Source organism: Paenibacillus sp. UASWS1643 (assembly GCF_008693195.1).
Lineage (GTDB): Bacteria > Bacillota > Bacilli > Paenibacillales > Paenibacillaceae > Paenibacillus > Paenibacillus amylolyticus_B.
Genome location: NZ_VXKZ01000092.1, coordinates 1 through 18,746, shown reverse-complemented (window position 1 = coordinate 18,746; position 18,746 = coordinate 1). Strand labels below are relative to the sequence as shown.

Sequence of the window (18,746 nt, the reverse complement as noted above, 5' to 3'; positions counted from 1 at the left end):
GGCGGCCGGTTTTATCCGGTTCAGGCATTGTCTTGCTTGTGTTATAATAGATAATACGGAACAGGTGTTCTATTGGTTCCAAAATGATGAAAAAGTTTTTTCGAAGAGGTTGGCACACATCAACGTTGAATAATAACAGAGACCCGGGTACCCACAATTGAACACGCGGCGGCTGCTTAACTGTGGCTGTCGCTTCCTATTAAGGAGGACATCAGGAATGGATTTCATGGAGGCTATCGAGGATTACCAAGTTGGCGCAGATAGAGCCGCCTTATTAATGGTCAAGGACGCTATGAAAATCGATTTCTACCGGAAAGTGCCCGCAGAAGGACGCCCCGAACAGTTTGTCGCGTTGGCCTGTCTGGGGTTACTTACGGGAAGGCTCCGTACGATTAAATACCGCCTCAACGACGGCAAGGTGCGCGGCGAGTCGAACATTCAAGGGAATGACGAAGACTTGCGTATGTTTTACCGTGACTTCGCTGGACCGTACCGAGATTGGTTCGGAGTTGACGTAACAATCGAAAACTATCCGGAGCACCGCGCTGAAATGGCGGACTATTTTGGTTACTCAATAAGAGACGCCGATCTGGCCTACAAACGAATAAATACCGGCGCGGCTGGGCGTGCGCTCGAAATTCAAGAAAGGATAGTCGAGCAACATTGGGCGGACATGTCAAAAGCTTTAGAGTACGCGTTCAAACGGGTTGATCTATCGCGATCATCGAGAGAAGTGACCCGGTATGTTAATCAAGCCACCCGGAGTGAGTATTACCGTATCCAGACAAAAGGGATGCGCCGCGTACGTAGAGGAGAGGGAACAGTCCACGTAGACCCAACGTTCAGCAGTGATGTTGAGCACACGATATTGGGAGATTATGTTCCAGGTCGTTATCGAAGGTTATCGGTGAGACAGAGGAAACTTTTCGATCAGATTGCCGAGGAGGTAAAGGCGGATATACGTAAATACGACGGGAAGGATTATGCTGTGGATAAGGAAGGGTTGTACATTTTAAACAACAGAAAGATGGCCGCGCGGATCGGAATACACGAGGCAAGCTTAAGTCGAGCCTTGAGATTCATGAGAAAGTGTTAAACTTTGGAGGTATGGACTCGACAATAGTGACGGGAAGAAAAGAAGCAACTAGTATTTGAATAAACTTTTATGAAGGTGGCTGCTCGGCAACGGGTGGCTCTTTTTTATATGCCATTTTGTTAATAAAAACTTAACGGGAGGTGAGAACGTGAGAGTCGAAGCTGAGACGCTTGTAAGAATCCGCGCAGTTTATGGTCTTTCCCAAACGGAACTGGCCGCTTTGTGTAACGTTAGCGTTGCGTACATCAACATGATTGAACGCGGGAAGCGTGCAGTACCGGATACTATCCGACGCAAAGTTGCATCTGAGTTCACGAGGCTAGATGAGGCAATCGAAGATCCGGTATGGGAGGCATTAGGGAAGGCGGAGGTAGCACGTCGCAAAATACGTGGAGCAGACGCTACAATCAACGACTAGCGCTCGGCAACGGTTCTTGCATTCCTACGTGTCCTACGGCCACTCCGGACATCCGTCCCTTCGGAACGTCTGAACTGTTAGAGAGAATACGCGCAATTAATCTAAGGTAGATCAACACATCATACATTTTCAGCGCGGCAAGGTGTTGGACGTGATGAGGCAACGACCAAAGGGAGGCGGCAGCGGGTGCTACAAGAGCAAGGTATTGTCAGGAAGGAAAAGCGCGGGGAAAGGAATTGGACTAATAAAGAGGGATAGAAACACTGGAAACGCTCGAATTCCGCGCCACATAAGGGATTCGGCTGTTTTGTTATGTTCCCAAAAAGCAGGGTAACTCGCCACTTTTGTTCCTGAAAAGCAGGGTATTTTATTGAGGAGGGGTTATATGGCAGTCGATAGGAAGAGAGAACACCAACATTGGAGCAACCTTACACCTACTGCAAAGCGCGGAGTTCTTGCTAAAAGAGAAGAAATCGAAGCGGAGTTAGGCGATCGTATAGCCGGATTTGATATCGTACTGAAAACGACCGAATCCCAAGCCCGCGGCAAAAAGGCGCTTGATGAGCTCAGCAGCCACTCGGAGGCTAACGGAGGGTTCGTGTTTGCCCTGTTCAACGGTTGCATGACGATGAGCGAACGTTTCCCTTCACTTAGTCAATCGGATCTCGCGCGGTTGATGTTTATGGGTACCTATACGAATTATGACGGACGCCTGCAGCACGACAACGGACGCCCCATTAATCGCAAGTCTCTCGGAACGCTACTCGATATGAGCCGCGCGCGCTTCTCGGAGTTTTACCAGAAGCTTCTGGCGGAGGAAGTCATCTCAGACAACAACGAGTATGAAGACATTTACGTTAATCCGTCGATCTTTTATCGAGGCTCGTTGGCCGACGCGGGTCACAAGATCGATGAGTTTCGACATACACGATTATTCAGGAGCACCGTGCGCGAACTCTACGAAAAATACGGTGGCCGCACTATTAAACAGCTTGCGATATTGTACGCGGTACTTCCCTTTGTAAATTTCTCTTTCAATATCGTGTGCTTCAACCCAGAGGAGAATAACGAGGATAGAGTCGTTCCTATGGACTTGGATAACCTGGCCGCGCTGTTGAGCTACAAGGATACACAGAAGTTACGAGCTGCTCTCGGATCGCTTAAATTAGACGGAAAGCCCGTGTTCCTTCTGATCCCGGATGTAAACGACAAGCGAAAACGCAGAATCATTGTTAATCCGCGCGTCGTATTTGCAGGCTCGGCCGATTCTTTACGGGCAATCAAAGTCCTATTCAACTAATGAAGGGAGAAAATCAATTGTCCAACTCAATATGGCGCTTAAACACCGATACTCTCGCAGCCTACACGGAAGATCCGGAAGTCATTGCAAAGGTTCGACGTAGTTACCCGGACTTTAACGAAATGGCAACGTACGAGCGCAAGGGTCAGGTAACCGGGATACAGTACCGTGTGCCTGCCGCAAGAAAACGCGTAGCTAAGAGGTTGTTCAACGTAGTACAGATCACGTAGTTTTTACGTGAATATAGAGCTTGGGACAGGCGGAGGAACGATAACACCTCGGCTTATTTTGCGTGTCTAAAATCAAGCGGGATCAAGGGGAAAGGACGCGATATATGTATGGTTTTGAAAGGGGATAAGGTGACAAGTGGACAGAGAATACACGCGGCAATGCGAATTTATTAATCCGGACAAGACTTGCGTTCTAATGCAGGGACTAGCGGACGAAAGCGATCCAAGATGTAAGCTATGGCGCGATGAACAACAGGACTGCCGGTACCTAAGGTTGCACATTCTTAAAGGACGCGGACTCTATCGCGGAGGTTGGGCACGCAGGAAACGAAAAGGAGCTGAGGCGCATGGTTGATCGCACGATAAAGGTTTCATATTCCGACGGGATAACTATTACGTTTGGTGATTCTGTTTCCCGCGCTCACATCCGATTCATGGCACCTATTATTCACGCGGAAGAAGTTAAACGTCGGCGGAAGGGGCGTAAGAGATGATTACGGAGCCATTCACGGTTAATTACGGGGCCAAGGTGCCGCTTAAGTTCGAACCCTATGTTATCGATAATTACGTTCGCGAGGATTTTCTATCGGTGATTTACGATCACGTCCGTCGGAATGTCGTAATGTCTACGGCAATCAAGATGGAGGACGCGCGGCTCTATCGCTTGATCGAGAAGACCGCGATATCCATATGCAAGGAATACAGTCCAACGAAGAATTACGGAATTACGAAAGCCGAGATAAGAGCGGCGATCCTGGCGCTCATTAACCATTACAAAGGAGAGATTACGAAATGAGCAACGTATGGAACGGATTGCAGAACGGTGAAATGGACGAGATCAACGCGCTAATCGGGCCGAGTTTGGGCAAGTCACTATCGAAGCCGCCGAAGTCCAAACGTAAGCCAGGCGTTGTTATTTCGTTTGACGCGGATAAAGGTTACGGGTTCATTAAGGGGCGCGGCCGATCGATCTTCTTCCATATTAACGAATGTGACGAAATGGACACCGTTGATATTCCGGTAGGTGAACGCGTGAGTTACGAGACTGGCAAGGACAATTCCGGTAAACGTTGCGCTGTTAACGTCAAATCGGAGGTGCCCCTATGATTACCTCATATGACATATCCGATAGATCGCCGCAGAGCGAGAGTCCCGATTGTGATACTACTCCGCTTACCGATGTACAAGTGGTGAGTAAAGCCGAGTCTGAGGGCATAAAGATCCGGCACAGCTCGTCTACGTCTGTTGACGGGATAACTTCTACGGTCCAAATGGAGGCGCTAGACTCCGCCGGGAACGTTGTACGCGCTGAGTCTTTTAGACTCCGTACAGTATCATCGCGGACAGCATTAGCCAGCCGACTACATGCATTCAAGCAAGTACTAATTCAAGATGGATATCAAGTTGAGGCCGACGGAATTTAGTTGGCTTCTTCTTGTTCTATAAAACTAATACAAAAGGGGAACTGAGAATGAGTAAACAAAAAGCGAAAGAAAGTATCCTGAAAGCACATGACTTGAAACGTGGGAACACCGGTGTCTACCGTGAGTTTAACGACATGGTGCGCGCGGAAATCAAAGAGATTGAGTCTAACGACGACCTATCAGCGGAAGGTCGCTCGAAACAGGTCGCAAAGGTTCGAGAGAGACGCGGAAAAGAGCTGCTACAGTTGGCGTATAAGAGGCATCGTGAGTATAAGGATCTTCTTAGTGACGCGCGGAAGAATGCCGAAGCAGTAATTTACGCGGACATTCCGAAGCCCGATCAAACCAAGATCGACAGATTTAACGATGCTTTCCGAAGATTAAGAACGGAGATCACGCTGTCCCGTGATGGGGAATCGGCTGCTCAAAAGCTGACACAGTTTATTGGCGGGGTAGATGAACGATACTTCCATCACCAAATTTCCGAATCGTACGGTGAGCTGTCCGCGTCAATCCTAGCGCTCGATAACTCTCCATCCATGCGGATATCTCTTTCGCGACAATACGATAATCTGAACGCGAGTTACGAATCTCCGGATGCAGAAGCGGCTCGCAGTTCTTTAGAGACGGCTAACGACATGGAGCAGTCGCAATTCTTCTTGGATGCAGTCGAGGGCGCTGTACGGGATACGCTGGGAGTTCAGTATAGTTCGTTCATCAATAACACTGAGAGTTACTTTTCTCAGCACGAAGATGATCGTCCTGTCACAGAAGCACCCCAAGAGCCGGTAAAGAGGTCCTCTGATATGGGATTTACTAAGGAACAAGTAGCTATCATTGAGAGAAAAGTTCGCGAAGCTAGAGAGGCAAAAGAAGCTGTGGGAGGTGTTTCTGAATGACAACAGTAACAGTAAGCTCATTTAACGGAGTGGCATCGAAATCGTACGAGTACCCAATGATTTTGCATGAGCTCGTAATTAATAACCAAGGTACGAAGCCGCTAACGGTGACAACCGGAACAAGACGCAGGGACCTGGATACGTTCACAATAGCGCCAGGCGAAACGTTTGACGAGCGCGTTCAGCGTTTTAGCAAAGTGAGAGTAGATGCGGACGGTCTGTACTACGGGCTTGTAAGGCGAGGCAGCGATGCGTTTTGGGGCGCGGAATATTTGGATTAAACAGGAGCGGCCTTCGGGTCGCTTTTTAATTTAAAGGAGGAATTTTATATGAACGAGGAAATTATGTTGCTGACCTATGAGTATGTAGGCCGGGACATTGAAAACATGCTGAGCATCTTGGATACGTCAGCTTCCGAGCAAGAGATAGAAGAGACGTTAAGGTACGGTGCGGAGTGCGCGACGAAGAAGTTAGAAACGGCCGGCCTATCAACGGAAGAGAACCGCGGAATTGTAACCGAAGGAATAATCGCGCTTGTACAAGCGCTGCATAAGGGGAGCTGTTAATGGCGGTTGTAGACGTTGGAGGAATACGGGCCGTAATCACCGCAGATATTAGCGGATATAACCAAACGATGGATAAAGCGAAAACTAAAGCGAAGGAACTCGGGGAGGCCGGAAAGTCGGCGTCCTCTTCTTTTTCTGCGCTGAATACGAGCCTTGCCGGAGTTGGTGCGTCAGCCGCGCAGATTGAGAAGATCAATACGAGCATGCGCAAGGCTAATCCGGATTTGTTACGGAGACAGCTCGAAGCCGTTCGAACAGAGATGAAACGATTAGGCGCAAGTAGTTCGGAGATTGATCAGGTTACGCGGGAGTTGGAGAAGAACGCCAAAGCTGCAAAGGGTGCTAACGGAGAGCTGAAAACGCTCGGTCTCGCGTACATGGCGCTATCTGCTGCGATGGCGGGCGTCATTGCAAAGGCGGTTGAGACTGCTGCGACATTTGAGCAATCCATGGCGAAGGTAAAGGCGATATCCGGTGCGACTGCGGAAGAATTTGAAAACCTACGTAACCAGGCGTTAGAGCTCGGTGCTACTACGGTGTTTACGGCTTCACAAAGCGCGGACGCAATGGGATTCTTAGCTATGGCCGGATTTAAAACAACTCAGATCATGCAGGCGATGCCTGGCGTCTTGAACTTGGCGGCTGCGGGCCAGATGGAGATCGCAAGGACAGCGGACATTGCATCAAACATATTGACGGGATTCCAACTCGAAGCAGGCGAAACGGGAAGAGTTGTCGACGTATTAGCTAAAGCGATGACATCCAGTAATACCAATATTGAACAGTTGGGTTATGGGATGAAATATTTGGCTCCTGTTGCCGCATCACTAGGCGTATCCATCGAAGAGGCAGCGACAGCCGTCGGTGTCTTGTCTAACGCCGGTATTCAGGGCGAAATGGCGGGCACGCAGTTACGTGCGATTCTCTTACGCTTGGTAAAACCACCGAAGCAAGCGCGCGAAGCCCTTGCCGCGTTAAACGTTACGTTACAGGATACGCAAGGTAACTTCTTACCACTCGGCAACGTTATCGGACAACTTGAGCGCGCATTCGGCGGCTTAACTCAGTCACAGCAAGCGCAAGCGGCGAGTATGATCGCGGGTGTCGAAGCTACCTCCGGTTTCCTTACGCTTATCAACAACGGGCAGGCTTCGTTTGATTCCTTTACGGATAGTCTGATAAACGCGGGCGGTACAGCTCAAGAGATCGCGGAAATCCAAATGGATACGCTCAAAGGCGCCATTATCGAAATGACATCCGCGCTCGAAGGCGTAGGTATTACGGTGGGAGACAAGTTCGCGCCGGCTGTACGTATGGTTACGGAAGAGATAACGGGCCTATTGCTAGGATTCAACAACCTGGACCCGGCAATGCAAACCGCTATTATCGCATTTACAACGGCGACACCTCTTATTATGGGCGGGGTGATGGCGATACGAGCGTTGTCTGTTGCTCTCTGGGGATTAGCCACGGCGAACCCTATCTTACTTGCGGTTTCTATAACGCTCGGTTTAGTAGCCGCAGGAGTTTCCGCGTTAGTATCAAGCAATAACGAAGCCGCGGAAGCAGTCAAGAAGCACGACGAGGCGCAAAGATCGCTCAATGAGACGTTGGCCCAATCGCCGCTAGACCGCTCGGTTGCCGAAGTCGAGGCGCTACAGGAGAAAACATCCGAGCTAAACGTGGCCCTTGAGGAGCGCGCGAAGTTACAACAGCGACTTAATGAGATTGAGGCGCTACAAAGCGATGGACTCGGAACCCCCGCGCTCCTGGACGAGATGATTGATATTAACGAAGAGCTCGCGGATATGGACGATAACTTACGTACGATGGGTTACGACGGAGTTGAGGACGCGACTAGTAAGCTCGGGATGCTCAATCGCACCATCGAAGAGTCTACGCCTGCGTTACTGAAAATGAAGGACGCGGAGATTCAAGAGATCACGGCGAAGTACCGCCAGGTTGAAGCGTCAGAAGCATTGTTGGGCCGCTATAAAGAGCTCGCATCCGCTCAAACGCTTGATCAGTCGCAGAAACAGGAACTAGCCAGCACAGTCGACCAACTCCGGAAGAAGTACCCGGATCTGAACCGCGTTATGGATGAATCCGGAAGAGTACGCGTCCAGAACATCGACATCATCGGAGATCATATCGCTGCAGAACGTTCCTTCATCGATCAATCCGCGCAAGTAGTTAACGCATACGTTGCGAATATGAAAGCGATGGCCGAGGCAAACCTAGCGTCAGTTAAAGCGCAGATCAGTAACTACGAGAACCTGGCTAAAGCGATGAGCTCGGTCGGAGGTATTCAGTCCGCGCCATTCAAGAAAAACGTAACGGGGATCGGCGGGGTAAGCGTAAATCCAACGTTTGAGCGGTTGGCAAACGAGGAGAGTACGATACTTGACGGTCTTTACGATAAGCAAGTGAAGGCGCAGCAAGCGGTATTGGATATATCGCGGGCTTTGGATGGGCTGTCTTCCGGGGACGCTTACTCTGCGAAGGGAGTAGGTTCCGGTATTGATCTAACTGGGGGCAAAGACAAAAAATCCGGCGGAAAGGGCAAGAAGGCAAAGTCGAGCAAGGCGAAAAAGGAGAAGTCCGCGGCCGAAATCGCTAAGGAACTCCGCGACAAAGCTTATAATGCGGATCTTGCCACGATACGTTATCAGGCCGACATGTACGATTGGTCTGCCGAGCAACAGACCAAAGCATATGAAAAGCTTCGTAAGGCCCATGCGCAACATCTCAAAGAGACGGTAGAAGATTCGCGGACTCTTAACCTACAGCTCAAGCGGCTTCAGGAGGATAGCGTCAAAGCCCGTTATGACTTCTCATCCACTTGGATCGATAAGGATCAACGTCGCATGGAGGACGCCGGTAAATCTGAGGTTGAGATGGCTAATTCGAAGCTCGCAGCCTGGACCCGCGTAAGGGATCGCTACAAGAAGGATTCCGAGGAGTACAAGAAAGCCGACGAACAGGTATATCAGGCGCGGAAAGACTTGGCGAAAGCAGACGAAAAAGCCGTAGCGGACGCGTATTCTGCTTCCGAAAAGTGGATCGGTAAAGAAGAGCGCCGGATGGAAGCGGCCGGTAAATCCGAGGCGGAGATCACGCAGATGAAGATTGCCGCGTGGACACGTATCCGAGATCGCCATAAAAAGGATTCGGAGTATTACGAGCGCGCCGAGGATCAACTCTACAGTCTCCGCAAAAAGCTCACGCAGGATACCGAGAAGCTGGCGACGGAACTCGTTAAAGTTCAGAAAACAGCGGTAGAAGACGCGAAGAAAGCGGAATTGGATGCGATCGAGGAGCGCAAGAAGGCGTTCGTTAGTGCTCAGGATGAGAAGATCGCAGCGATCGACGCGCTCATAGCGAAGGAAGCCGAGTACAATTCCGACGCGGATTACAGTACGCAGCTCGCCGAGAAGAATGCGCGCATCGATCTGTTAACTTCGGCGGTGAGTCCGGAAGGTATTCAGGAGCGCGAGGATCTGATCAAAGAACGTGACCGGATGATTCTTGAGCATGAGCGTGACCTACGTAAGCGTGAGCTGGAATCGCAGAAATCCGCGCTACAGGATGAGAAGGACGAACGTACTTCCGCATTCGACGCAGAGAAGACGCAGACGGAGGCCAAGTATGACGCGCTCAAGGCGGCATTCGACGCGTATTCCGACGATATCAAGTTCATCGAATCCGCTATCGGAGAGTTCCGGAAGAACGCTAACGCGGCGGCTAACACGGAGATACTTACGCAATTGGATTCGTTTGTGTCCGAGTATAACGCGAAGATGGCTTCGTTGGCGGCTCCGGTTGGCGGCGCAAACGTTGACCTCACGGAATACAACGCGAATAAAGACGCATGGGCGGCTGCTAAGGCTTCCGGGGACACGGCGGAGATGGCGCGATTAACGGCGCGTAACGAGGAACTACGTAAGCTCTACGGAATCGACAAGGATACCGGTAAGCTTCAGCAGTTTAAAGTCGGCGGCGTTGTCCAAGGCGCGGCGGGATCTGCGGTGCCGGTTATTGCCCATGCGGGAGAAATGATTCTCAATGATGCGCAAATCGGTAACCTGTTCCGTTTGATCGCCGCCGGTCCGTCAGAAACATCCGCGCCGACTACGGTTGTCACGCAGCACATTGATATGTCCGTTGCGGAAGTGAATCTAACGGATAGGGTTGATGTTGCTACGATGTATGACGAACGTGCGCGGGTAGTCAGCCGGTTGCAGTCACAAGGTATTAAGCAGCGGTAAAGCAACGGGGCCCTTCGGGGCCTTTAACTTTCAAAGGGGGATATATCAATGAGTTTATGTGTATCAGCTTTCATAGAGGGTAATTTTTACGTTTGGGCTGACGGTCGGGTTTGTGCTCAGGCCGAGGGAACCAATTATCTCGTCACAGATGAGTACATGAAGGCGCGGGTATTTGGTAAACGTGTTGTTTTCGCAACTGGCATGCTGGAGATCGCCGAGTCAGTATTCGGCATGATTAAAGAAGATAGCAGTATCGAAGACATACAGAGAGTGGCGCGAGAATGTTACTCAACGTTCAAGGCGGCCAATGAGAAAGACCCGTTATATCAAGCTCTTGAGCATGGAATTGAGCTCGGCGTAATCGTCCATGAGTTTGAGGAGGGAATCCCGCGGTATATTCAGATGGTTTATGACACAGGCTTCGATATTCGCGTCACTCAGCCGGCTAACCTGGACTTTTTCTCGTTCGGCGCGCACTCAGACGATATCCTACCGATCCTCATCGCTAAGGTAAACGCCGGCGTTGAATTAAGTAGCGCGGTTGAACAGGCGTACGCAGAGATCGCCGATGCCAGTGTTGGCGGTATGTTGCTCGGATTCCGGTTTAGCAACGAAAACCTAGCGCATAGCAACGTTTGGATAAACGATAAGACAGCGTATCCGACGTGGAAAGGTAACCGTCTGCCTTGTCTCGCGGATATGCAAGGTAATGCCATAATGAACAAACTGACCGCCAACTCCGCGCAGATTAATAGCTCCGATTTCAATAATGGCGCGATTGTGGGTTCGTCCATCAACGTTGGTAATGGCAAGTTTAAAGTGGACACCGCAGGTAATATGTACGCGGAAGGAAGTACGACAGTTGGCGGGACTATTACCGGATCGCTTATTCGTACCGCCGCGAGTGGACGGCGGGTTGAAATTAATGCGTCTGGATTCCGTAGTTACGATGCTAACGGGGCGACACGCGTACAAATTCTTACGTCGGATGACTCATCGGCTGCCGCGATAGTACTTAGAGACGCGAGCGGTACGTCAGTGGGCGAATTAAATTCGTACGCTAATAACGGGACTCTGACGATGTATGGTAATAGTATCGTAATCGGATCAAATAATACTGCCAATCCGATAAGACTGCAGGGAGCGGTTACGTTCGGAGGTGCGGTTAACTTTCCAAACGGGATCAGCCTGGGACAAGTAAACGGATTGCAGTCGCAACTTGATTCGATATGGAGCGCTATAAACGGCAAATCTGTCCGCGGCCATACTCACCAAGTTACAACATCAAACCACAACCACGGCAACAGTGCGAACTTGCCTGGAACTGGTGGAGGCACCTTCACGACAACCTCAGATTGATGGTAGTATAGGAAATATGAACCATATACTACACTCGCGGAGGTTTTAATTATGAAAAAGGTAGCGTATATTGCTGGCGGTATTGTGATCGGTATCGTATTTTCGACAACATCAAGCGTTCTTGCTGACGGAGTTAAGTCTCTCGTTGGCAAGAAGGTTACGGGTGAGTATACGGTAGTTGTGAACGGAAAGACGCTATCGGATAAAGGCGCCATCATTGACGGTAAAGCAAACGTACCAGTGCGTGAGTATTCGAAGGCACTAGGCGCGGACATTAAAGTAGAAGGGAAGACGATAAACGTGACGACTATTAACGCGCAATCCGAAGAGACGGCAGTTGTGGACAATAAATATGCAGGTAGATCGAAAGCTGATTTGGAGGAGTCGCTGTCTATTTTCAGAGATAAGATCCTCGCGCCTAATCTTGAAGGTAAGGCAACTATCGAAGAAGAGATCGCATATTATAAGACTAGCGGAATGAAACCAGAAGAGTACACAGCGCGCACGAAAGCACTCAGCGAGTATAGCGAGAGAATCGAAAAAGCAAACACTGAGATAACTGAGATTGAAGCAGCGCTCGCCGCGTTGAAATAGTGCGACGCCGCACGATATGGCCGTCCTTCGGGGCGGTCTTTTCGTTGTGTACAGTTTGCCTATTAATAGGTTTAATTCATTATATTACTGAGGGAGAGAGAGGGGAAGGAAGACTATGGGAGCGAACAAGAAACGGAAGCGACGTCGCGCCACATTGGATGATCGTCATTATCTCGCGATTGAATTGTTAACGACAGTTCCAACGCCGAACCTCGATGACATCGCGCGGGCGTGTGGAGTTGACCGCCGAACGTTATACCGCTGGCGACTACGCAAGGACTTCGATAAGGCGTGGCGCGAGTTGGGTAGACAAAAGGCTGCAGCTCGTTTCCGGAGAGCGAAACGTAAAGTGTACGAAATTAGTCGGGTTGAAGATATCGAGCTCATTCTCCGCGCTACTAAGCTCGTAGGATGACGTAAACCGGCGTTAATTGGAGGAAACCGGAGATCATCGCTTGACTGGCGCGGGGATTAGGCGTTATTAAAGTGTCCCAAAATTGCACTTCCGGTGCGTTTTTCCTACAACTCGCGCGTGGCGGACAGCCCTCCGGAAAATTTCAGGGGGCGGCCAAATCGCGCGATGTCGAGCGGTATAATATGCGGAATAGTGCAAATGGAGGGGCTGGCGGAGGTAACGCGCATGTATCGTAAACGCCGGAAAGCCGCGCCCCGTATACGTTTAAGGCGAGTTGTAACTGCGATAGATATATTCATCATATGTGGATTTTGTGTAAGAGTCTACGCGTTAATGCGGTGAAGTCTACGACCCCAAGGCCCCTCCGATTTTCCGGCCAATCAGGTACATTTACAATCCACGCGTCAAAATAAACTCCCGGAGTCCTTCGTCTTACTTCTATTATAAATATCGCGGCTGGCGCTTGAAATTGCGCGTCTGACCCGCTACAATTGATACATAAAACAACTGGATAATCGACGAGTATTGCGCTAATTTGACGTTGGGCCAACGCTCGTACTAACGGAGCCAAAAACCGTCAAACCCGCGCCCTGCCTAATCGGATCGTTAACGAAGTTGATAACGTAAACCGTATCGTCTATGATGTTACATCCAAACCACCTGCAACGATCGAGTGGGAATAGGGTATACAACTATAACAATAGATTGAAAAAAGCTCTCTTTTATCTGCGGTATATCGCAGAAAGAAGGGAGTTTTTTTGACAAAATTAATGAATTAATTAAGGAATTCAAGTTTTATCAAGAATGTTTGAATCATGTGAAATTGGTATGTTGGTATAGCGTGTTCCGCTTGTGCGTAACGTAGGGCATAAAATTAAAAGGAATCCAAAAAAAACTGGCTACCTGAGGTCATCTTCTTAGTGTTAAAATTTTAATAATTAAATTAATTATTCATAAATGAGTATCAGTTGAATTTATTTGACTTCCAATATATTTCCAACTAGTATATAAGTAACTAATAAATGCAGTGAGGTATAACATGCGTATTATGTCGAATATAACTGGGTTGAATACGTTAAACAAGCTAAAAACAAACAATACAAACAAAGAAAAGAACATAGAAAAAATGTCTTCTGGTCTTCGTATTAACCGTGCTGGTGATGATGCTGCTGGACTATCCATATCTGAAAAAATGAGAGCGCAAATTAGAGGGCTGGAACAGGCTTCGAGAAATGTTCAAGATGGTATTTCGTTGATTCAAACAGCAGAGGGTGGATTACAGGAGATTACAGAAATTATTCAAAGACAGAGAGAGCTAATTATCCAAGGTTCAAATGATACATATACAGAAAATGATAGAAGAAGGATTGATCAAGAAATAACTCAGCTTACTGAGGAAATTAATAGTCTTGCTAATAGGACTCAGTTTAATACGATTAATCTACTTGCGAGAGATGATTACCAAATTTTAATGGATAGATCAAGCCACACAGTTGATGTTTCTAGTTCAGGACCACTTCCTAAAACTACAGATAGACGAAGATATACTGGTTTTTTTCCAATAGGCACGGCAGAAGAGCCTCTTAATGTTAAAAATTCCACTACTAGGACTGAGATAAATAACGATTATAATCAGTATGCTCGAACCACACCTATTACTTCTCAAGATGGAAGACAAGGCTATAATGATTATGAAAAAAAAGAGCATGTACATACGGAGACAACAGTTACAAAAGAAAGTTTATTCGCAAGAGAGTTATATACTGATGCAGCTTATAAAGACAGGTTTAAAGAACTTGACATCAGGGATTCAAACGAAAGAAATATATTGTTTCAAACTAATCTTGATCCAAATATAACGACAGTCGGACAACATCCGAATTTCGGCAGGTTTTCGGATGATGCGATTACTGTAGAAATTGACGGTAGCATAACAACTCTTGCTGATATTAATATACAAAGTTCAATAATAGAGTTCGGCAAGATCTCGGTTGTTTATGAAAAAGATGGATTTGAAATCGAGAAGGTTCTTTCAACTGATGGAAATTCATTTAAAGCAGAGTTTAAGATCAGGAATAACTCTGGGGAAGATCATAAGGAAATTAATATTAGTACTAATTTTTCTTCTGGACACAGTGCTTTTTACACCCTTTCATCTTCTAACGGTATACCTATAGGTGGGACGGCTTCTGGACTTCAAATACCAGATTCAGGATCGGCCTTTGAAGTCTCAAATGAACTAGTTGATTTTAATCTTTCTTTCTTAAATGGCGGTGCCTATACTAAGCCTTCTTCAGTGACAACTCCAAGCACACAATTTGGATTCAATGGTAGTGTAATCACTTCTACTTGGGGAAATAATGATATTAATAACGGAGAAGTTTTGGAATTTGGAATCACATTAGATAATTTTAACTTTAAAAAAGATATTTATCTTTTTACCGAAGAAACTACAAATCAGATTGATTCTGTTATTGAAACTGTTACAACTGACATAAAGGATATAGACTACATTCCTCCTAGGGTTGAAATTCATGCAGGAGCAAATGAATATCAGACAATTAGTATACCTTTGTTTAAAATAGATGCAGAGGCGTTAGGTCTTTCCAATATCGGTCTATTACCACCAGCCATACCAGAACTATCTATAACTTCAGCAGATAACGCAATTAGTAGAGTTACAAGTTATAGAGGGAAGTATGGTGCATTGCAAAACAGAATGGAGCATACATTGAACAATGTTGGGAATTCAATTGAAAACTTAACATCATCAGAATCTCGTATCCGGGATGCAGACATGGCAGCTGAAATGATGAAATTTAATCAAAAAAATATTCTATCGCAAGCAGCTCAGGCCATGCTCGCACAAGCTAATTCCCAACCGCAAGGGGTACTACAACTATTGAAATAATATACTGCTATTCTTTAGACTTTGATCGATTGAGTGTGAAGGTGTACCTCACTTTTATATTCAGTGATTGTTTTGTTTACAGCTTTTGTGATTTCAGTTTTAGGTTCTGTCCAAAAGGCTTCAATATTTCATCCATTTTAAAGTTCATTTCATGATTCTTTCAGGTCTAGCCTGTACAATTAGTACATACTAAGAGCTATATGGCTACTGAAAGGAGATTGAATGTATGCGTAAAACCGACTATATGAGCAAATGGAAGATGGGCATTGGAAGTGCGTTTCTGATGGTGATGCTGGCAGGATGCGGTTCAGGTATGCAAGACCTGGCTTCCGGTTCAGGAGATTTTCCACTTGTGAACTTAGAGGCAGCGGATGCTTCATCCGATCAGACCAGAAATCCGGACTTAACAACGAACACGAATCAGGAACAACAAGAGGGACAGGATGCTCCACAGACAGAGATTTAACTAACATAGGACTGATCCGGTAAAAAATAGCTCCGGAACATGCCGCAAATTGCTCCATATACCTAATGTTAATATGCCTTCGGAATACGAGACATCGTTATTCCTAGATCATCATTCACCTGATTGCTAAAATGCATCAGAAACATAAGCTAGCCTGATTAGAGCGCTTCTGCTCTTTGATCAGGTTAGCTTTTTATGTTATCCTGCGGAACTTTCAGCCTGAAAGAATGGACATATCCCATAGAGGTTTCACCGAAAAGAGCGCATTCAATTGGGTTGTAAACCGCTGAACTGGTTCAATCTGTTAAATAATACGAACGATTTTATACAAGGATGAGATTAACATTCGTTTTTCTCATTGACAAAAACATACTGCCCTCCTAAAATAGTGATGGGAAACAAACAAATAGCGCATACTTATTCGTATAATCCTGGGGATTGGCCCGGGAGTCTCTACGAGATCACCCTAATGATCTGGCTACGAAGAGGAGAAGGCTAAGCACATGAATTCTACATGATTGCGGGGACATCACGCACATTAGAATTTTTTTTGTTCTTAGTAAAGGCATCATGCCACTCCTTGTCAGCTGAACCCTGGGTGAAGAATCTTCATCAGGGTCATTTGTCGTTTTTCAATATGGCTTCAACATCTCTAAGGGGGAGTTAGTAATTATGGATCGTTTCTTTAAATTAAAAGAAAACGGAACAAATGTTAGAACGGAGATTGTTGCGGGTCTCACTACGTTTATGACAATGGCTTACATTCTTTTTGTGAATACGTTGTTCTTGGGACAAGCCGGTGCGGGGATGTCGGACAATGCAGTATTTTTTGCAACAGCCGTCGGCGCCGGATTAATGACTATTATTATGGGATTGTTCGTGAATATTCCGATCGCGCTTGCACCAGGTATGGGATTGAATGCATACTTCATGACTGTCGTTCTAAGTTCGAATGGAGCGATTACTTGGCAAGCAGCTCTCGGAGCGGTTTTCCTTTCCGGTATCGTGTTCATTATTTTGACTGTGACGAAGATTCGGCAAATGCTGCTTGTTGCAGTTCCGCAGTCGATCAAAATGGCCATAACGGTTGGTATCGGTCTCTTTATTACCATTATCGGTTTCAAACTTGCTAATCTCGTGGCTGTAACAGTTAATGTTGCACCAGACGCAGATCTGAGTCAGCCGATTCCAGGTAGCAGTTTTAACCTGTCATTGGGCAACTTTGTAACACATCACGATGCATTGCTAGCTCTGATTGGTTTGCTTCTTATTGCTATACTGATGGTTATGCGCGTCAAAGGCGCTCTGTTGATCGGGATCGTAGTAACAACGCTGATTGGTATTCCAATGGGAGTTACGAATTTGAGTGGTCTTTCAGGTGCAAGCTGGTTGCCTAATTTCAGTGATCTGGCGGTTGGACAGCTAGATTTGAAAGGTGCCATCAGTCTGGGGCTGTTCGAGATCATCTTCATCTTCACCTTCGTTGAATTGTTCGACACGTTTGGTACCATGGTAGGTACTGCAACACGTATGGGGATTATGAAGGATAAGAAAAAAGGCGAGAAAACGATCGGTAAAGCGATGCTCGTCGATGCAGTTGGTGTCAGCGCAGGTGCTGCACTGGGTACAAGTACAATTACGGCATACGTTGAAAGTGCCTCAGGCGTTGAGGCGGGTGGACGTACAGGACTGACTTCGGTAACCACAGGTTTGCTGTTCATTTTGGCTCTGTTTATCGCTCCGCTTGCGCTGGTTGTACCATCCGCTGCGACGGCTCCGGCATTGATCATCGTGGGTGTGCTTATGATGAGTCAAGTGCGTAGCATCGAGTGGGATGATTTCCTGCAAGCTTTCCCCGCGTTCCTTACGATTGTATTGATGCCTTTCACAGGCGGAATCGCAAACGGGATCTCCGCAGGTATTGTATCTTATGTGATTCTGGCGGTGTTCAGTAACTTGGTTACAGAGCGTAAAGTGAAAATTCACTGGCTTATGTGGATCTTGGCGCTCATTGTAGTTTGCCGATATGTATTTATTGGCGGGGAGTAGGATTCGTTAGGTGTAACGAAGAATTATCTGAGATACGTTTGTTATCTCATAAATGAAAGAAGCGGAAGCCCCGGGAATAGCCCCTGAGCTTTCGCTTTTTTTGTATTCTTTTCTTGGGAAAAATGAATCTAAGAAATGTTTTCCTTCTATATAGAAGGAATGAATATAATGATCTATGATTTGTTGGTTGTTTATCTAATGAAATCATCGGCTAATAAGTTTCTATAACGTGATGAGTCTGTACTGTATACAACATGTGTTTCTCTATAATTGAATTAGGGATCATGTGAAAAACTTTTTGCGTATGTAAGTTAATCACTCCGATCATTAAAGTTAGTGCGCAGATGTATCATTTGGCCGGCTATAAGGAGATACTTGTAAAAGGTCTACAGAGTACTCGTTTTATAAGAATTTAATGTTTATCGAAAAAAGACTTGCGTTCCATAACTGTACATGGTATATTCTATTTCCGGCCGAAAAAACACGAGATACACGGTGCGGCAAGCGAATGAAATAAGCTTCGAAAGAAACTTAAAAAAAGAGCTTGCAAAGTTGGTTCGGACATGATATTATATAAGAGTTGCTGAAGAGAACGACATTCGGTAACAAAACAAGTTTGATCTTTGAAAACTGAACAACGAGTGAGTAAACATTCTGCTTGCAGAATGAACGCAAAAGTTTGAAACAAGCCTTGGCTTGGATCGACTGGAGCACAAATGAGATGTTTAATCTCGTCAGATTCAAAATGAGC

The 18,746-nt window shown here is 46.8% G+C and carries 15 protein-coding genes, 1 pseudogene and 1 riboswitch; all 16 genes and pseudogenes read left to right on the top strand.

Going from position 1 to position 18,746, the window contains the following annotated elements; translation table 11 throughout:
• The first annotated feature begins 217 nt into the window (after positions 1-217).
• The 16 genes and pseudogenes from FE296_RS03585 (at position 218) to FE296_RS03500 (ending at position 17,995) form a co-directional block, all read left to right on the top strand.
• Positions 218-1,096, top strand: a complete 879-nt coding sequence (locus FE296_RS03585) for a hypothetical protein (protein WP_150364244.1) — start codon at positions 218-220, stop codon at positions 1,094-1,096.
• A gap of 148 nt (positions 1,097-1,244) precedes the next feature.
• Positions 1,245-1,514, top strand: coding sequence for a helix-turn-helix domain-containing protein (locus FE296_RS03580; protein WP_190945017.1), 270 nt, complete (start codon positions 1,245-1,247; stop codon positions 1,512-1,514).
• A 385-nt stretch (positions 1,515-1,899) separates the two neighbouring features.
• Positions 1,900-2,814 (top strand): hypothetical protein, encoded by a 915-nt coding sequence (locus tag FE296_RS03575; RefSeq protein ID WP_150364242.1) that lies wholly within the window; start codon positions 1,900-1,902, stop codon positions 2,812-2,814.
• 17 nt (positions 2,815-2,831) lie between these two features.
• Positions 2,832-3,044, top strand: a complete 213-nt coding sequence (locus FE296_RS03570) for a hypothetical protein (protein WP_150364241.1) — start codon at positions 2,832-2,834, stop codon at positions 3,042-3,044.
• Between the two features lie 490 nt (positions 3,045-3,534).
• Entirely contained in the window at positions 3,535-3,840 is a 306-nt protein-coding gene (locus tag FE296_RS03565) for a hypothetical protein (protein WP_150364240.1), read from the top strand.
• On the top strand, positions 3,837-4,151 hold the full coding sequence (locus FE296_RS03560) for a cold-shock protein (RefSeq protein WP_150364239.1): 315 nt from the start codon (positions 3,837-3,839) through the stop codon (positions 4,149-4,151). The genes FE296_RS03565 and FE296_RS03560 overlap by 4 nt, the downstream gene beginning before the upstream one ends.
• A gap of 364 nt (positions 4,152-4,515) precedes the next feature.
• Positions 4,516-5,367, top strand: coding sequence for a hypothetical protein (locus FE296_RS03555; RefSeq protein WP_150364238.1), 852 nt, complete (start codon positions 4,516-4,518; stop codon positions 5,365-5,367).
• Positions 5,364-5,648 (top strand): hypothetical protein, encoded by a 285-nt coding sequence (locus tag FE296_RS03550; RefSeq protein ID WP_150364237.1) that lies wholly within the window; start codon positions 5,364-5,366, stop codon positions 5,646-5,648. Before FE296_RS03555 ends, FE296_RS03550 begins: the two co-directional genes overlap by 4 nt.
• 48 nt (positions 5,649-5,696) lie before the next feature.
• Positions 5,697-5,933 carry a hypothetical protein gene (locus tag FE296_RS03545; protein WP_150364236.1) on the top strand — a complete coding sequence of 79 codons (237 nt, stop codon included), beginning with the start codon at positions 5,697-5,699 and terminating at the stop codon, positions 5,931-5,933.
• A complete protein-coding gene (locus tag FE296_RS03540) occupies positions 5,933-10,201 on the top strand; it encodes a phage tail tape measure protein (protein ID WP_150364235.1) in 4,269 nt (1,422 codons plus the stop codon). The genes FE296_RS03545 and FE296_RS03540 overlap by 1 nt, the downstream gene beginning before the upstream one ends.
• Positions 10,202-10,471: 270 nt before the next feature.
• Positions 10,472-11,560, top strand: a complete 1,089-nt coding sequence (locus FE296_RS03535; RefSeq protein ID WP_150364234.1) for a hypothetical protein — start codon at positions 10,472-10,474, stop codon at positions 11,558-11,560.
• Positions 11,561-11,611: 51 nt separating this feature from the next.
• Entirely contained in the window at positions 11,612-12,154 is a 543-nt protein-coding gene (locus FE296_RS03530; RefSeq protein ID WP_150364233.1) for a stalk domain-containing protein, read from the top strand.
• A gap of 1,014 nt (positions 12,155-13,168) precedes the next feature.
• Positions 13,169-13,252 (top strand): annotated as a pseudogene (locus tag FE296_RS03520) (GMP synthase (glutamine-hydrolyzing)); the annotation flags it as partial.
• A gap of 356 nt (positions 13,253-13,608) precedes the next feature.
• A complete protein-coding gene (locus FE296_RS03510; RefSeq protein WP_411860555.1) occupies positions 13,609-15,480 on the top strand; it encodes a flagellin N-terminal helical domain-containing protein in 1,872 nt (623 codons plus the stop codon).
• 226 nt (positions 15,481-15,706) lie between these two features.
• Complete coding sequence (locus FE296_RS03505) at positions 15,707-15,946, top strand: hypothetical protein (RefSeq protein WP_150364231.1); 240 nt, start codon at positions 15,707-15,709, stop codon at positions 15,944-15,946.
• Between the two features lie 401 nt (positions 15,947-16,347).
• Positions 16,348-16,447: riboswitch (purine riboswitch) on the top strand.
• Between the two features lie 171 nt (positions 16,448-16,618).
• The gene (locus FE296_RS03500) at positions 16,619-17,995 is read left to right on the top strand and encodes an NCS2 family permease (RefSeq protein WP_124118713.1); all 1,377 of its coding nucleotides are present in this window, start codon (positions 16,619-16,621) and stop codon (positions 17,993-17,995) included.
• Positions 17,996-18,746: the final 751 nt, after the last annotated feature.